This is a genomic window from Sphingorhabdus sp. (assembly GCF_044239665.1).
Taxonomy (GTDB): domain Bacteria; phylum Pseudomonadota; class Alphaproteobacteria; order Sphingomonadales; family Sphingomonadaceae; genus Sphingorhabdus_B.
This window is the reverse complement of the sequence record NZ_JBIIBA010000012.1, coordinates 1-14,975: the sequence shown is the minus strand read 5'-3', so window position 1 is coordinate 14,975 and position 14,975 is coordinate 1. Positions and strand designations below refer to the sequence as shown.

Here is a 14,975-nt window from a genome sequence, read left to right as displayed (position 1 = left end):
AAAACCGGTGAACTTTATAGTAAAAAGGCCTAAAGTATAATCTTAGACATTAAACTTATAGTGAGATATGAAGTGAAGAATCAGGATTTCATTTGTCCCGAAGCAGGCAGGCTAGTCCCCACACTTTTCGGGCAACATGCATTTGTCCCCGCCCCATTGCCTCCTATATTTGATAATGCGGCGATCACCATGCAATTGGCGGAGGCGATGATCGCACTTGGTGAGCTTAAAGGTGCGTGCCGCCGTCTGCAAAATCCAGACATACTTATTCGCCCTTTGCAGCGCCAAGAGGCACTTACTTCATCAGCAATGGAAGGCACACATACAACCGCAGATAAGCTAGTTATGGCCGAGGCTGGGGTGGGCAAAGAAATTGACGAGTCGACGCGCGAGGTCCGCAATTATATCACGGCGCTAAATCTGGCCCTCCAAATGGAGAAAAGTTATTCGATTTCCCATCGCGTTATAAAAGCAGCGCATGAAAAACTGCTGGAAGGTTTATCCACAGAGCGCGGGGCAAAAAAACGGCCTGGACAATATAAATCCGACCAGAATTTTATCGGTAGCCCAACCCGAAAAATTGAAGATGCCCGATTTATTCCGCCGCCACCTGCCGAGGCCGAGCAGTGCATGAATGAACTTGAAACATATATAAATCGGGACGTGGCTACTGCAGCAGAACAACTGATCGACATGGCGCTTGTTCACTATCAGATCGAAACAATCCACCCTTTCGGCGACGGCAATGGGCGCTTGGGGCGAATGCTTGTCACTCTTATGGCTGTTACGCATGGTTTGCTTGAGCAGCCGGTCCTTTATGTTAGCCCAGCCATAGAGAAGGATAAGGAACGATATATTGACCTGATGTATAATGTGTCAGCCAAGGGTGCGTGGACGGAATGGTTGAATTTCTTTTTTGAGAAAATTGCAATTTCGTGCCGAGATACGGTCGCAACAATTGACCGTCTTTTGGAAATGCAAACACAGTTGCGTAACAAAGTCGGAGCAGCAAGCCGATCATCAAAAGCGCTCAGCCTGATCGATATGCTTTTCGAGGATCCGGCTATCACGGTGAGCCAAGCTGCATCAAAATTGGGAGTTACTTATGCCGCCGCGAAAAATCTCGTTGATAAGCTCGTAGATTTGGACATTTTGATTGAGGTGCCGGATGTATATCCAAAAACGCTGATAGCTTGGGAGATAATTATCGGTGCGCGGCCCGAGCCTGAACTACGCTATGATTAATGCCCGACAGTTTCCCCGCGTTCTAGCCCTGATGCCGCCAATTGCGCATCAATTTGCGCCATCAGTCGTTCCAGACCTTCTTCGGAAGATGCCTCGGCGCGGGCGACGAGCACGTCTTGCGTGTTCGAAGCGCGCAACAGCCACCAGCCATCGGGCGTGTTGACGCGCGCGCCGTCGGTGTTGTTCACATCCGCGCCGTCCGCCGACAGCCGCGCAAGCACTTCGTCAATCACGGCAAATTTGCGGCTCTCGTCGACTTGGAAGCGCATTTCAGGCGTGTTGATCATCTCCGGCATTTCGCTGCGCAACTCCGCCACGCTTTTGCCCAGCTTGGCCGATGCGCACATCAGCCGCACAGCGGCATAAATCGCATCGTCAAACCCATAATATTCATGTTTAAAGAAGATGTGCCCGCTCATTTCACCCGCGAGCGGCGATCCCGTTTCTTTCATTTTGGACTTAATGAGGCTGTGGCCGGTTTTCCACATCATTGGTTGACCGCCCAAGGCGCTGACGCGGTCGAACAAGGCCTGAGATGCCTTTACATCGGCGATAATCGTGGCGCCGGGCACTTCGCCCAGCACATCGGCAGCATAGATTTGCAGCAATTGGTCGCCCCAGATTACGCGGCCTTCGCCATCAATGGCGCCGATACGGTCGCCATCGCCGTCAAAAGCCACTCCAAAATCGAGCTTCTTTTCCGCGACAAGCCGTTGCAAATCGACCAGATTCGCAGGATCGGTGGGGTCAGGGTGATGATTGGGAAATTGGCCATCCACTTCTGTGAATAAGAGATGATGCTCTCCGGGTAACATCTTGACCAGCTTTTCAATTGCCGGTCCCGCCGCCCCGTTGCCCGCATCCCAACCGATGCGAAATGCCTTTTGTGGTGCGGCTTGCGCCACGCGGGCCACATATTGGTCAAGGATATCGAGATGTTCCGAAGTGCCCGTTCCGCTCACCCAATCCTCGGCCGCCGCCATGCGGCCAATTTTTTGGATATCTGCTCCGAAAAATGGTTTACCCATAAGGACCATTTTGAAGCCGTTATAATTGGCGGGGTTGTGGCTTCCGGTTATTTCTATGCCGCCATCAACGTCATCCAATACGGCCTCAGCATAATATAGCATGGGCGTTGGGCCCATGCCGATGCGCACGACATCGACATTGCTGTCGTTCAGTCCCCTGACCAGAGCTTCCTCAAGCATGGGTGAGCTTACCCGCCCGTCATAACCTATGACCGCCTTTTTACCGCCAGCGCGGACAAGGCAACTCCCGAACCCCCGGCCAATTGCATAGGCGTCGGCCTCCCCCAAAGTTTCGCCGATGATACCGCGAATGTCATATTCACGAAGCGAGGTGGGGTGGAAATGATGGGCCATGGAATGTCCTGTATATGCGGAAAAGAAATTGGCCGTTAGAGCCGTTTATGGTTCAAGTCATCCAACAAAAGGTCGCGCGCTTTGTTCAATTCGGCGGCGCGCTCGGCGCTGCCGCCCGTGTCTGGATGGTTTTGCGCAATCAAGGTGCGGTGACGTTCACGGATGCGCTCTGCATTGTCGAAACGCGACACGCCCAGCAGGAAACGGGCGGCATCTATATCCGAATTCTTGCCGCCTTTGGCGCCAGAACCGGACAGCCGCAATGTTAGGCCGCGATACCAGAAAGCGGCTATCCCGATCGCCGCCACACCGATTATCAGGCTGCCCCGCGATGCAAGAAAGGCGCCGGATAGTCCCAGCAAAATGGGGAGCAATTGCTTCTTTTGCAGCTTGCCCTTCCACACGGCCCAGCCAAGGGCAAGAAAGACCAAGATGACCAGAGCTGTCATTATACCAAAGCTGCTTGCGGTATTTCGGGCAGCGCGAGGCCAGTGACCAGTTCCCGCAATTCCTGTCGCGCGACAATATGGGCGGTCGCCAATTGGCCCAAATGGCCCTTGTCGATCAACGTAAGGCCGGATGGAAACAGTTCACGATAAATGACGCGTTCATTCAGGCCCGGAACCGAACGGAAACCAACCCGCTTGGACAATTCGGCAAGCGCATCGGTCATGCGCTGCTGATTACGCGCCTCCATGTTATGCAGGCGGTTGCGCACCACGACCCAGTCGATGGTGACGCCATCGGCCTTGGCGCGTTCCTTGCGTGCGTCCCAGATAAGCTCCGCGTAGAAGCTTAACTTACGCACTTTAAAGTTTTCGGCGTCCACTTGGCCAATCAGGTCAAAATCAACAAAGCTGTCGTTAATGGGGGTAACCAACGTATTGGCGCGCGTCGCAACAAAGCGCGCATAAGGATCATCGCGCCCCGGCGTGTCGAACACGAGGAAATCATTTTCTGCGCCGAGGCGCTCCACCTGACGCTCCAGCGTGGCCTGCGAATCATGCTCGAACACTTCGAATATCGGCATCGGCAATGTGATTTTGCGCCGCGTCATCGTGTCGCGCCGGTTTTCCAGATAGCGATACAAAGTGCGCTGGCGCGAATCCAAATCGATGCACGCGACCCGCGCGCCGCGTGACGCCAGAGCTATGGCGACATGGACTGCGGTAGTTGACTTGCCTGTCCCGCCCTTTTCATTCGCAAAAACGATGTGATGTGCCTTGGCCATAATTCCCCAAATCTGCCCCAAATATTGTACGCCGCGACATTTGCCTTGAATTGTCGCTGCACCCTCCCGCATAGGCGGGTTCAACAAAGGCCAATAAACAAGGCGACGTGGACGTGCAAACCATCAATCAGCTTGACGCATTGCGGCAGCATATTTCGGCGCTGCGCTCGGTTAAGCGACGCATTGCGTTGGTCCCGACTATGGGCGCGTTGCATGACGGCCATATGACCTTAGTCGAGCAAGCGCGGCAAGCCGCCGATGCGGTGGTGGTGTCGATATTTGTTAACCCCACCCAATTTGGACCGAATGAAGATCTCGACGCCTATCCCCGCACGATGGAACGGGACGCTGAACTGCTGCGCGCTGCTGGGGTCGACATTTTATGGGCGCCGCAAGTGGCTGCGATGTATCCAACGGGCTTTGCAACGCAAGTGCATGTCGATGGCCCAAGCAACGGCTATTGCGGTGCAGCGCGACCCGGGCATTTTGACGGCGTGGCGCTGGTGGTCGCCAAATTGTTTAATCAGGTGCAGCCCGATGTTGCCTTGTTTGGGGAAAAGGATTTTCAACAACTGGCCGTCATCCGGCAGATGGCCCGCGATCTTGATTTCGCGTTGGACATATTAGGCGTTCCGATTGTGCGTGATGCCGATGGCCTCGCGCTGTCGTCGCGTAACGCCTATCTCACAGCAGACGAACGTGCGGCGGCCTTGGCCTTGCCCATTGCCTTGGGCCAAGCCGCAGCGCAGATCCGTGCAGGCGATGATGTCGGTCAAGCGCTCGCCAAGGCCTCGGCCGACCTCCTCGCCGCCGGCTTTGCACAAGTGGATTATTTTGCGCTGGCGGATGTCATGACCTTGGAAGAATTGCAGCATTTCGACGGTAGGCCAGCGCGGCTCTTGGCGGCAGCCAAGATGGGCAAGACGCGGTTGATTGATAATCTGGCGATTTAGCGCGCTCCGCCATATTGAGTGCAGCCTTGATCTCCCTGCGTGGTGAGCGATCCTTTAGTTGACACAACTATGTAAATAACATAGTTTCGGGTTGTGCAAATTGAGTTCGACACTGATAAAGATGCCGCCAACATTGCGCGGCACGGTGTCGCGCTTGCTCTCGGTGCAAAAATATTTGACGATCATGAAGTGCTGATTGTGCCTACAATTAGGGAGCGGGATCGCGAGGAGCGCTATAAGGCGATCGGCCTTATTGGTGACAAGTTGTGGACGGCCATACACGTTTATCGCGGCGATGTGGTCAGGTTTCTGTCGGTACGAAGGAGTAATACCAGTGAACAAAGAAGCTATTATAGCTATTCCAGCTGATCCGACCGATCGCGATGACGGCGCGGTCAGTGGCGCGGGCCTTGAACGGGGTATGATGGGACGGCGCATCAGAAAGCTGCGAACTAGTCTTGGACTTTCGCAGGTAGAGTTTGCCGAGCGTTATTCGATCCCTTTGGCCAATATACGGCAGTACGAAATTGGTAGAACATTGCCGCCGGCAGCAGTGCGTGCATATCTGCGCGTCATTGAAGCTGAACCTGAACATGTAGCTGAATTGCTTCAAGCGGCGTGATAGCGGACAGCCAGAACCTAACCCAATGATCTATTCGATGCGTCAGACCCCCATCCTCGTAACAGGCGCCGCTGGCTTTATTGGCCACGCGGTGGCGCACCGGCTTCTGGCGCGCGGTGAGCGGGTCATTGGCGTCGACATCGTCAATGATTATTACGACCCCGCCTTGAAAGAGGCGCGACTTGCGACTTTTGCAGGGATCAACAGCTTTGCCTTTGAACGCCTCGACATCGCCGATGCCGACAAGATGAAGGCACTAATGCGCGACAATAATATCGTGCGCGTCGTGCATCTCGCGGCGCAGGGGGGTGTCCGCTACAGCATTGAAAACCCCTTCGCCTATGAACGCTCCAACCTGGCGGGGCATTTGTCGGTGATGGAGGCGTGTCGGCACGCCGAGGGCTTTGAACATCTGGTCTACGCCTCGTCGAGTTCGGTCTATGGTGACAAGCCAATGGGCGGCGAAGGTTTTAGGGAGGATGACCCCGCCAACGACCCTGTGTCGCTTTATGGCGCGACCAAGCGTGCTTGCGAATTGATGAGCCAGTCTTATGCCAAGCTTTATGGCTTTCCGCAGACCGGCCTGCGCTTCTTCACCGTCTACGGCCCTTGGGGGCGGCCCGACATGGCCTATTTCAGCTTCACGCAAAAAATACTGCGCGGCGAGGCGATTGAGGTTTACGGCCATGGGCAAATGGCGCGCGATTTCACCTATATCGACGACATTGTTGACGGCATCATCGGATCGCTCGACCACCCGCCTGCACGCGGCGAACACAGAATACTCAACATTGGCGACAGCCATCCCGTTGGCCTGATGGAGATGATCGAGACGCTTGAAAAGGCCATTGGGCGGGACGCGCTCAAGATCATGCGGCCCATGCAACCGGGCGACGTCACTGCGACCTATGCCGACGTGTCGAAGCTACACGCGCTCACGGGTTATAAGCCAAAGATTATGCTGGCCGAAGGTCTGCAAAAGTTCGCCGACTGGTATCGGCAATATTACGGAACCACAGCTTAGGGTTTTAACTGCGCCTGCCATTCGTCGAAGGATGCGGCGAGCTTTCGCCCAGCAATTTGCCGCCCCGCCGCGCGCGGCAAACCAAGCGAGGCCGACAATGGCCCGCCCAGCAAGGCATCGCCCAGCGCCATCAGTACCATCTCAAGCGTCAATTCATGTAGAGAGGCGTCGGCGTGGCCGTCTTCGGCGATTTCATCGACCAGCTTGTGTATGGCTTCCACAATGGGGTCGAGCGCGTCTTCATTGCCCGACAAGAGCATCCACGACGCGAGCGCGCCTGCACCTTCGCGGTCAAACTGGTCAAAGATTAAATCTGCAAGCTCGTGCGGTGTCACCACCCCCCCGCGCATTTGCGCAACGGCCTCAGCGACCTTGCTACAGATATTCTCGCCCATATAGGCCGCCAGCGCCCGCTGAAGCCCCGACGCGGACCCAAAGTGATGCAGCAAATTGGCATGCGTCCGCCCGATTTGTCCGGCGACCGCCTTTAACGTAACCGCCTGCGGCCCTGCCTCAAGCAACAGGCTGCGCGCCGCCTCAAGCGCCGCCATCCGGCTCGCCTCCGGGCTTAATCGCCGCGGCATGCCGACGTCTTTGAAATCTATAATCTTCGACGGCTCAGTTGCCATGTTCGTCGTTACCCCCCGGTTAATTTTGCAACGCTACGCCAATTCCTGGGCATATCCAAGTGTGTTGGAGAACCCAGGGATGGGATCGGTTGTTTCGTGATGCCATCAAAAAATGTTTTGGCACGTTAAGCCGCCTGAAGCCGTTCCATCTGTTCACGCATGCTGAACACCGGAGAGCTTAGTCGCGCGCGCGGTTCTGCGTCTGCCTCATCCAACGCCTTTTCATACAAAGCCGATGTCATGGCCTCGCGGCGGCCGTTGCTGTGCCGTAACGCCGTTTCGCCCGTGTTTTGAAAGCCGAGTTTGCGCAGCACGTTGCCCGAAGCGGGGTTATCGGTGAAGTGACTGGCGATGAGCTTTTTATGGCCAATGGCCTTGGCGATGTTGACCACGGCGCGGGCAGCTTCGGTTGCAAAGCCAAGGCCCCAATAAGGCCGTGCTATCCAATAGCCCAATTCCGCGCTGCCGTCATAATTGCCAATGCCACATGAACCAATCAGGTGCGGTGCACCATGGGTGCGCAGCATCAGCAGAAAGGCGGGGTAAAGCCTATCATGCTCTTGCATTGCAAATTGCGCGGCGTCGGCGGCAGTATAAGGCCACGGTGCGCTTGCAAGGTTGCGGACAATGCCCTCATCGGCAATCGCCTGATGCAATTCGCCTGCATCCTCGGGCCAGCTTGGCCGCAACAATAATCTTTCCGTTCTTGCGAACATCGTTTCTCTCCGGTTCTGCGCCGCCCCTTGCATGACAAAGCGACAGCCATGTTACAGTTCCTCCGCAGGAGGCTGAGAACAGGGAGAATGAGGCAAAAAGAAAGGGAGATCGGTTGACCCGTCTCCCTGTTCAAAGGTGGAAACCACCTGACATGATTTCCGGGTCATCCGTCTGGACAACCCGGTATCGATTGTCCTATTTATTCGGCGGCCATCGCTGGCATATCGACCGACACATATTTGCGGCCAAGTTTGCCAGCATGGAATCGCACGCGGCCTTCGACGAGCGCGAACAAAGTGTGGTCTTTACCAAGGCCGACGCCTGAACCAGGATATACCTTGGTTCCGCGCTGACGGATGATGATGTTACCGCCGATGACGCTTTCGCCACCGAACTTCTTCACGCCAAGGCGACGGCCTGCTGAATCGCGACCGTTGCGTGACGAACCACCTGCTTTTTTATGTGCCATGGTCTAAACTCCTACGTCAGAGCGTTGCCGCTCAAGCTTCCTTAGGGGCTGCAGCCTTTTTGGGCGCAGCGGCTTTCTTGGGTGCGGCTTCCTTTGCAGGAGCGGCAGTTGCGGCAGCCTTCTTATCTTCCTTGCCGACGGCGAGGATGCGCAGAAGCGTCAACGACTGGCGATGACCTTGCTTACGACGATAATTGTGGCGGCGACGCTTTTTGAAGACGATAACCTTTTCACCACGCTCTTGCGCAATGATTTCGGCAGAAACGGTCAAGCCGTTCACGTCCTGCGCCTTGTCACCGTCACCGGCAAGAAGGATGTCACCCAGCGAGATCTTGTCACCCGCTTCACCAGACAGTTTTTCAACTGCGATTTTATCTCCGGCGGCGACGCGATATTGCTTGCCGCCTGTGCGCACGATTGCGAACATGGCTTTAACTCATCCGTTTCTACAGCTTAGCGCCTTATAAGGGCGGGTTGCTCGGGCGCATGACATAGCGGAGACGAATCTCAACAGGGTCACGCAAGAATGGGCGCAGCTAGTGCAAGCAAATATCTATGTCAACGTATAATCCCGCATTTTGGCCCTTAAGATGCCGCCTGCGCCGCCATTGAGATGCGCTTGCATGCGCCTCCAAGCAAGCTTAGACGTCGGATATGTTGAATTTCAAGCTTGCATCCCCGTTGCTTCTTTTCCTGTTCCTTGCCGCATGTGGCACGAAAGAGGGGGGATTTCCCTCACTTGAACCCCGAAGTTATGAAGCCGAAGCGCCGATATCTGCGCCCATCGAATCGGCAGCTGCGCCATCGATATTATCGGGTGAATTCGCTGCAAAAGCTGACGCGCTGCAGGCGCGGCACAAAGCGGCGCATGGCGCATATCTAGGCGCATTGGCAGCGGTTCAGGCCACAGCTTCAAAGGCGGCGGGCGCTTCTGCCGGCAGTGAGCTTTGGGTGAACGCGCATCTTATGCTGTCACGTCTCGATAAGACGCGCGCCGATTCGGTGGCCGCCATGCGTGACTTTGACGGACTGATATTGGAGGCAGGCGCGCGTGACGTGGGCCTTGCGGCGCTTCTGACTGAGGCGCAGCGACCCGTTATTGAAGACGTCGCGCAGCAAAATGCGGAAATCGCGCGGCTGTCGAAGGTGATCGGGGAGTAAAGGCGCGGCCAGTTATAGCTTGCGGCATCGACAAAGACCGTTGTCGTTTCGACAAGCCACGGAAACATAGCTTCCCCTTGCCCGCGCTGCTGATATGATGAAGCTATAATGATATTCAGGAGAGTTTCGAATGCGCCTTAACAAAACCGCGATTTCTGCCCTTGCCCTTATATTGGCGCAATTGGGCGCGCCTGCGATGGCCCAGACCACGGCGCCTGCACCCGCCGCTGTCGCCGAAGTCGACCAGAATGCCGCGATCAAGGCTTTTTTCGAAGAATATGATGCGCAGCAACTGGCGCTTTCGCCGCTGGGCAAATCCTATCGTGGTATCAAGGACAGCGATTATGGCCGCTGGGGGGATTTCTCCAGCGCTGGCGAGATGCGCGCAAATGCGGCCGAGCGCTCTGCGCTCACAGAAATGCGCGCCCGCTTTGACCCTGCCAAGCTTTCGCCGGAAAATCGTCTGTCCTACCGCCTGTTTGAAAAGCGCGCCGAACGTAGCGAAGCTGCCTTTAAATATAATGACTATGGCTATGTCTTTGACCAGATGAATGGCGCGCAAAGCCAATTGCCCGCGTTCCTGATCAACATTCACCGCGTCGACACAAAGTCTGACGCGCGCGCTTACGTCAGCCGCCTCTATGGCCTTGGCCCTGGCATGATGGAGGCCATCGGCCAAGCCAAGGCACGCGCAGCGCAAGGCATTATGCCGCCCAAATGGGTGTATCCTTATGTCATTAATGACGCGCGTAACGTCATCACTGGCGCGCCCTTTGGCGACGGCCCCGATGCGCCTCTGTATGCCGATTTCAAGGCGAAGGTGGCCAAGCTCAAAATCAGCCAGACCGAAAAAGACCTGTTGATCGCGGACGCGGCGCAGGCGCTGAATGCCTCAGTAAAACCTGCGTATGAGGCGTTGATTGCCGAAATGACGGCGCAGGAAAAGGTCGCTGGAACCGACGACGGTGTCTGGCGATTTAAGGATGGCGCGGGCTATTATGCCGAGCGCCTCGCCAATTATACGACGACCGACATGACGCCGGACGAGATCCACAATCTGGGCCTTGCGCAAGTGGCGCGCATTCATAAGGAAATGGGTGTCGTCCAGAAAAAGATGGGCGTGAAGGGCGATCTTCAGGCCTATTTCAACTATATGCGCACCGAACCCAAATTCTATGCGCCTGAAACCGCCGAAGGTCGCGCATTGTATCTTTCGGAAACGCAAAAGGCGCAGGATGCGATCACGCCCTTGCTACCCAAATGGTTTGGCGTTTTGCCCAAGGCACCGTTGGTCGTAAAACCCGTTGAGGCCTTCCGCGAAAAATCGGCAGGCAAGGCATTTTACCAAAGCCCCAGCCCCGACGGCTCGCGCCCCGGCACCTATTACGCCAATTTGTATAAGATGGCGGATATGCCGCTGACCGAGGTCGAGGCGCTATTTTACCATGAGGGCGTTCCCGGCCACCATATGCAGCGCGCAATCCAGACCGAACTTAAAGACGTGCCCGCCTTCCGCCAATTTGGCGGCGTCACCGCTTACTCCGAAGGTTGGGGCCTCTATGCGGAGAAACTGGGTAAGGATATGGGCCTTTATACCGACCCCGCGCGGGATTTTGGCCGGTTACAACTGGAGCTCCACCGCGCCATTCGCTTGGTGGTTGATAGCGGCTTGCACCACAAACGCTGGACCCGCGAACAAGCGATTAAATATGTCGAGGACAATAGCGCCGATGCACCGGGCGGCATCGTGAAGGCGATTGAACGCTACATCATCTATCCGGGCCAAGCGACCGCTTATATGGTTGGCCGCCTGAAAATCAGCGAACTGCGCGACAAGGCACAAAAGGCGCTGGGCAAGAAATTTGACATACGCGGGTTCCACGACACGGTGCTGAAATCAGGTCCGATGCCATTGGATGTACTCGAAGAGCAAGTCGACGCGTGGATTGCGTCGCGTAAGTGATGGCGCGGGGGTGTCGCCCCCCCTTCGTCCGCAAACAGCCTTCTTGCCAACCACAGCCTGCGCTGGGGCGACGGTGCGTTAACGTCGAAGATGTTTATTCGCTTTCCCCATCAACCGCCCGCACCCCGAAATCAAAGCGGATGCGCACCCACACGCCCAATTGCGGTTTGTTGTCGATCCGCGGGGGCTTGACCAGAAATTGCCACGCGGCGAGGCGTAATGCCTTGGCAAGGCCAGTGCCGCGGGGATTTTCGCCGATGATCTGGCAATTTTCCACACGGTTTCGTTCAATCATGCGGCAGGCAATTTCCGCCGACGCGCCGGGCGGGATGCGCCTGACCGCCGCCATATAGGGCGCAAGTTCGCTATCATAAGGCTCGCGCAGCCACGCCACAGGATATAGCTGCGCCCCGCCGGGGCCAAGGCCGGGCCCCATCATACCCTTTGCGCCTTGTCCGCTGCCTTTATTGTCGCCCGCACCCGCCCCGCCGCCGGTTGGCAATTTTGATAAGTCCATCGCATCCAAGTCCGACTTGCTGACTTTGATAAAGTCGGGGTTGGGCGGCGGCGCTTGGACTGGGTTTACGGGTGGCAGCAAGGGTATTGGGATCGGCGGCGTCGGGGTGCTTTTCTGCTCTTTGGTGACGGGTGTTTGCGTTTCGCTCTTCTTGGCAGAAGATGCGGGCTCCGCCTCTGCCTCAAGCGAGAAGGTGCTGAGGCTGCGTGTGCCCGCCGTAGGGCCGCTCGCGCGCATGCTCAGGCTCAATATCGCCAATATGATGATGATCTCAAGCAGCAGCGCGACAGCGAGGCCAAGCCCACGCCGCCGAAGGTCCTCACGGCTCCAATCTGTCTGTTCTGAATAGGCCATGCGTGCAGCGCGCAGCTTTAGTGCGCTGGGCGCTGCTTGCAATCCCGCATTATAGAGGTGTGAACTTGACCTTCAGGCCATCCTTGGGCTTGGGGATAGGCCAAGCCTGCCAATCGGGCGCATAGCCATCGGCAATCTCGACCTTAACCGACGTCAGCAAATGGTGCATGAACAGCTTGGTCTGCATATACGCAAAGTGCAGGCCAAGGCACATATGCGCGCCGCCGCCAAAGGGCACCCACGCATATTTATGCCGCGCCTTCACTTTGGCAGGCATGAAGCGCATGGGATCAAATTCACGCGGATTTGGCCAATATTCTTCCATCATATGGACGAAAGACGGGCTGATGCTGACCGACGTACCCTTGGGAATATGATAACCCATAAAGTCAAAATCACGCAGCGCACGCCGCGGGATCGACGGCACCGGCGAAATCATGCGCAGCGATTCTTTAAACGCATATTCGGTCAGTTCGAACTTATCGAGATCGGCAAAGGCGATGTCCGATCCGGCAGGCGCAATGCTAAGGCACTCATCGCGCAATTTCTGCTGCCATTCGGGATGCTTCGCAAGATACCAGATCATCGATGTCACTGACGAGGTAATCGTGTCATGCGCGGCCATCATCAGGAAGTTCATATGGTCGATCAACTCGCCATCGGACATATATTCGCCGTCTTCGCGCTTTGACCGGCAGAATTGGCTGAACATATCTTGGCGGTTTTCATTGCGGCGACGTTCGGCGATTTGCGGCCCGAAATAATCGATAAGATATTTGCGTCCCGCCACGCCTCTACCCATCGGCGTGAAGGGCAAGGGCGCGCGGATCGGCGCGACGGATGCCTGCACCATGTCGACAAAGGCCTTGTTAATCTTGTCCGCCTCCGGCCCCAGCGGGATGCCTAAGAAACTGCTCGCCGCGACATCAAGCGTCAGTTGTTTGATCGCCGGATAGAAGAGCATGTCGCCACGCCAATCTTTCAACTGCTCGGCAAAGATGCGGTTCATATCTTGCGTATAGGCGCGCATCGGCTCTGGCTTGAACGCGATGCCAAGTGCGCGGCGGTCCATGCGGTGGTGGTCGAAATCCATCAACATCAACCCGCGCGGGAACAATAGGTTTAGAACCGGCCCCCAGCCTTGCTCCGACGAAAACAGCTTTTCACGGTCAAACAGCAGCAGCTCATTGGCCTCCGCGCCGACCAGGGAGACCGTTGGGTTGCCAAAGGCGTTGGTACGGAACACCTTGCCATAAGTTCTGACCATATGTGCGCTATAAGCGGGCGGGTCGCGCAACACGCGAAAGGTCGTGCCAATGATCGGCGGCCCATTTTCGCCAGGGATGTGGGAAAGGTCACCAATTTTCGTGCGCGGCACCCAATGCGGGTTCGCAGCTTCGCTATGGGCAAGGGCCATGGGCTTATTTCCTCATTTAATTGCGCGGTTAAGACTTACTGCCATGGATGTTAATAGCGCGCAAGTGGAGACATTGGCTAGCGGTTCTCCCGCTGAGTGATGGCGCACTGAGGGCGTGTCCGGCGGTTGTGGGCCGCCGAAACCTAGCTGCTGGGTGCGCTAGGGCTCTCCACCCAAATTCCGCGATTATTTTTAATGAGGTGCACGCCGCAGTGCCGGCAGGGCGCGGCAAAGGTTTCGCCATTATGTCGCGCACGGCGCTTGTCACGCTCGTGACGGCCCTTCCGGCAACCAAAAAATCGTTTTACAAAAGAAAACATGACTTTTCATATTAAGAAATAGCTACAATTTCAATATTTGTTTAAAATGCTACTTTAAGTTGTTATAAAATTGCCGCTCCACCATCCACCATTATGCTTGCAAGGTGATGGCTAACCTAGGCTCAGGATTCATTAACTGATCCAGAATGCGCATATTGCGGCGATGGTGATGGCTGCCATGAAGCTATGGGCGCATCGGTCATAGCGTGTGTGGATGCGCCGCCAGTCTTTGAGGCGGGCGAACAGGTTTTCGATTTTATGCCTTTGGCGATAGAGATTTTTGTCGAAATCGGCGGGGACTAGTCGGCCCTTTCTCGGCGGGATGCAGGGCGTAATATTCTTGGCCAGCAACGCGGCCCGATACTCATCGCTGTCGTATCCCTTGTCGCCAATCATGATGCAATTATGGCTGGGAAGCGCGGGATAGAGCAGCTTTGCGCCGATATGGTCGCTCATCTGTCCTTCGGTCAAGCACAGCATCAGTGGCCTACCTTGGCCATCGCATACGACATGAAGTTTGGAGTTCAGCCCGCCTTTGGTGCGTCCGATACGCCTAGGAGCAGGCCCTTTTTTAAAAGGCTGGATGCCGTTCGGTGCGCCTTCAAATGGGTCGCGTCGATCATCAATATATCAGGCGCGCCTGCTTCTTTCACCAGCGCGGCGAATATCCGGTTGAATACACCCAGCTTGCTCCAGCGCACAAAACGGCTGTAAAGCGTCTTATGCGGACCATAGCCGGGCGGCGCATCACACCAGCGCAGACCGTTCTTCAAAACATAGACAATCCCGCTGAGCACCCGTCGATCATCAACCCGCGGCACACCGTGAGAAAGCGGAAAATACGGCTCTATCCGGCGCATCTGCGCCGCACTCAACATCGGTAGATCAATCATCAACTGCTCCTTTATCAGAAGTTCAGTTGAATCAAACTTCGCCCTTACATGCAACTAATTTAATGCATCCTGAGCCTA

The 14,975-nt window shown here is 55.9% G+C and carries 17 protein-coding genes; 7 read left to right on the top strand and 10 right to left on the bottom strand.

Features of this window, described 5'->3' with window-relative positions; translation table 11 throughout:
• Positions 1–60 precede the first annotated feature (60 nt).
• Positions 61–1,245 carry a Fic family protein gene (locus tag ACILP3_RS05500; protein WP_395615657.1) on the top strand — a complete coding sequence of 395 codons (1,185 nt, stop codon included), beginning with the start codon at positions 61–63 and terminating at the stop codon, positions 1,243–1,245.
• Here ACILP3_RS05500 and pgmG read toward each other — a convergent pair.
• From pgmG to ACILP3_RS05485, 3 genes are read right to left on the bottom strand one after another with little or no spacing between them, the layout of a single operon-like run.
• Entirely contained in the window at positions 1,242–2,627 is a 1,386-nt protein-coding gene (gene pgmG, locus ACILP3_RS05495; protein WP_395615656.1) for a phosphoglucomutase/phosphomannomutase PgmG, read from the bottom strand. The two genes, ACILP3_RS05500 and pgmG, sit on opposite strands and share 4 nt — an antisense overlap.
• A 35-nt stretch (positions 2,628–2,662) precedes the next feature.
• Complete coding sequence (locus ACILP3_RS05490; RefSeq protein ID WP_395615655.1) at positions 2,663–3,076, bottom strand: molecular chaperone DnaJ; 414 nt, start codon at positions 3,074–3,076, stop codon at positions 2,663–2,665.
• On the bottom strand, positions 3,076–3,858 hold the full coding sequence (locus ACILP3_RS05485; protein ID WP_395615654.1) for a division plane positioning ATPase MipZ: 783 nt from the start codon (positions 3,856–3,858) through the stop codon (positions 3,076–3,078). The genes ACILP3_RS05490 and ACILP3_RS05485 overlap by 1 nt, the downstream gene beginning before the upstream one ends.
• Positions 3,859–3,971: 113 nt before the next feature.
• On the opposite strand from ACILP3_RS05485, the gene panC reads away from it, so the two are divergent.
• The 4 genes from panC (at position 3,972) to ACILP3_RS05465 (ending at position 6,457) form a co-directional block, all read left to right on the top strand.
• Positions 3,972–4,811, top strand: a complete 840-nt coding sequence (gene panC, locus ACILP3_RS05480; RefSeq protein WP_395615653.1) for a pantoate--beta-alanine ligase — start codon at positions 3,972–3,974, stop codon at positions 4,809–4,811.
• A gap of 93 nt (positions 4,812–4,904) precedes the next feature.
• The gene (locus tag ACILP3_RS05475) at positions 4,905–5,180 is read left to right on the top strand and encodes a BrnT family toxin (protein WP_395615652.1); all 276 of its coding nucleotides are present in this window, start codon (positions 4,905–4,907) and stop codon (positions 5,178–5,180) included.
• Positions 5,146–5,433 carry a helix-turn-helix domain-containing protein gene (locus ACILP3_RS05470; protein WP_395615651.1) on the top strand — a complete coding sequence of 96 codons (288 nt, stop codon included), beginning with the start codon at positions 5,146–5,148 and terminating at the stop codon, positions 5,431–5,433. The genes ACILP3_RS05475 and ACILP3_RS05470 overlap by 35 nt, the downstream gene beginning before the upstream one ends.
• A 37-nt stretch (positions 5,434–5,470) precedes the next feature.
• Entirely contained in the window at positions 5,471–6,457 is a 987-nt protein-coding gene (locus tag ACILP3_RS05465; RefSeq protein WP_395615650.1) for an NAD-dependent epimerase/dehydratase family protein, read from the top strand.
• On the opposite strand, the gene ACILP3_RS05460 is transcribed toward ACILP3_RS05465, so the two are convergent.
• The 4 genes from ACILP3_RS05460 to rplU form a co-directional block, all read right to left on the bottom strand.
• A complete protein-coding gene (locus tag ACILP3_RS05460; RefSeq protein ID WP_395615649.1) occupies positions 6,454–7,086 on the bottom strand; it encodes a TetR/AcrR family transcriptional regulator in 633 nt (210 codons plus the stop codon). The two genes, ACILP3_RS05465 and ACILP3_RS05460, sit on opposite strands and share 4 nt — an antisense overlap.
• A gap of 125 nt (positions 7,087–7,211) precedes the next feature.
• Positions 7,212–7,802 (bottom strand): GNAT family N-acetyltransferase, encoded by a 591-nt coding sequence (locus tag ACILP3_RS05455; protein WP_395615648.1) that lies wholly within the window; start codon positions 7,800–7,802, stop codon positions 7,212–7,214.
• 200 nt (positions 7,803–8,002) lie between these two features.
• Positions 8,003–8,272: a 50S ribosomal protein L27 gene (gene rpmA / locus ACILP3_RS05450; RefSeq protein WP_395615647.1), complete on the bottom strand. Its 270-nt coding sequence runs from the start codon at positions 8,270–8,272 to the stop codon at positions 8,003–8,005.
• Between the two features lie 31 nt (positions 8,273–8,303).
• A complete protein-coding gene (gene rplU, locus ACILP3_RS05445; RefSeq protein ID WP_125231335.1) occupies positions 8,304–8,699 on the bottom strand; it encodes a 50S ribosomal protein L21 in 396 nt (131 codons plus the stop codon).
• Between the two features lie 227 nt (positions 8,700–8,926).
• Between rplU and ACILP3_RS05440 the strand changes: the two genes are divergently transcribed.
• Positions 8,927–9,433 carry a hypothetical protein gene (locus tag ACILP3_RS05440; protein ID WP_395615646.1) on the top strand — a complete coding sequence of 169 codons (507 nt, stop codon included), beginning with the start codon at positions 8,927–8,929 and terminating at the stop codon, positions 9,431–9,433.
• Between the two features lie 130 nt (positions 9,434–9,563).
• Positions 9,564–11,396, top strand: a complete 1,833-nt coding sequence (locus ACILP3_RS05435) for a DUF885 domain-containing protein (RefSeq protein WP_395615645.1) — start codon at positions 9,564–9,566, stop codon at positions 11,394–11,396.
• Positions 11,397–11,490: 94 nt separating this feature from the next.
• Here ACILP3_RS05435 and ACILP3_RS05430 read toward each other — a convergent pair whose 3' ends face one another.
• The 3 genes from ACILP3_RS05430 to ACILP3_RS05420 form a co-directional block, all read right to left on the bottom strand.
• The gene (locus ACILP3_RS05430; protein ID WP_395615644.1) at positions 11,491–12,309 is read right to left on the bottom strand and encodes a hypothetical protein; all 819 of its coding nucleotides are present in this window, start codon (positions 12,307–12,309) and stop codon (positions 11,491–11,493) included.
• Positions 12,310–12,316: 7 nt separating this feature from the next.
• Positions 12,317–13,684, bottom strand: a complete 1,368-nt coding sequence (locus ACILP3_RS05425) for a cytochrome P450 (protein ID WP_395615643.1) — start codon at positions 13,682–13,684, stop codon at positions 12,317–12,319.
• Positions 13,685–14,136: 452 nt separating this feature from the next.
• Positions 14,137–14,897, bottom strand: a protein-coding gene (locus ACILP3_RS05420; RefSeq protein ID WP_395615642.1) for an IS5 family transposase whose coding sequence is annotated in 2 segments (ribosomal slippage) — positions 14,137–14,564 and positions 14,564–14,897 — 762 coding nt in all. Because the reading frame shifts where the segments join, the coding sequence is not laid out codon by codon here.
• Positions 14,898–14,975 lie beyond the last annotated feature (78 nt).

Excerpts from the sequence above, each read along its gene's own strand:
- ACILP3_RS05465 (WP_395615650.1), top strand. The coding sequence starts at position 5,471 with ATGCGTCAGACCCCCATCCTCGTAACAGGCGCCGCTGGCTTTATTGGC.
- ACILP3_RS05485 (WP_395615654.1), bottom strand. The coding sequence starts at position 3,858 with ATGGCCAAGGCACATCACATCGTTTTTGCGAATGAAAAGGGCGGGACA.
- ACILP3_RS05440 (WP_395615646.1), top strand. The coding sequence starts at position 8,927 with ATGTTGAATTTCAAGCTTGCATCCCCGTTGCTTCTTTTCCTGTTCCTT.
- rpmA (WP_395615647.1), bottom strand. The coding sequence starts at position 8,272 with ATGGCACATAAAAAAGCAGGTGGTTCGTCACGCAACGGTCGCGATTCA.
- ACILP3_RS05460 (WP_395615649.1), bottom strand. The coding sequence starts at position 7,086 with ATGGCAACTGAGCCGTCGAAGATTATAGATTTCAAAGACGTCGGCATG.
- ACILP3_RS05435 (WP_395615645.1), top strand. The coding sequence starts at position 9,564 with ATGCGCCTTAACAAAACCGCGATTTCTGCCCTTGCCCTTATATTGGCG.
- ACILP3_RS05425 (WP_395615643.1), bottom strand. The coding sequence starts at position 13,684 with ATGGCCCTTGCCCATAGCGAAGCTGCGAACCCGCATTGGGTGCCGCGC.
- rplU (WP_125231335.1), bottom strand. The coding sequence starts at position 8,699 with ATGTTCGCAATCGTGCGCACAGGCGGCAAGCAATATCGCGTCGCCGCC.
- ACILP3_RS05455 (WP_395615648.1), bottom strand. The coding sequence starts at position 7,802 with ATGTTCGCAAGAACGGAAAGATTATTGTTGCGGCCAAGCTGGCCCGAG.
- ACILP3_RS05490 (WP_395615655.1), bottom strand. The coding sequence starts at position 3,076 with ATGACAGCTCTGGTCATCTTGGTCTTTCTTGCCCTTGGCTGGGCCGTG.
- pgmG (WP_395615656.1), bottom strand. The coding sequence starts at position 2,627 with ATGGCCCATCATTTCCACCCCACCTCGCTTCGTGAATATGACATTCGC.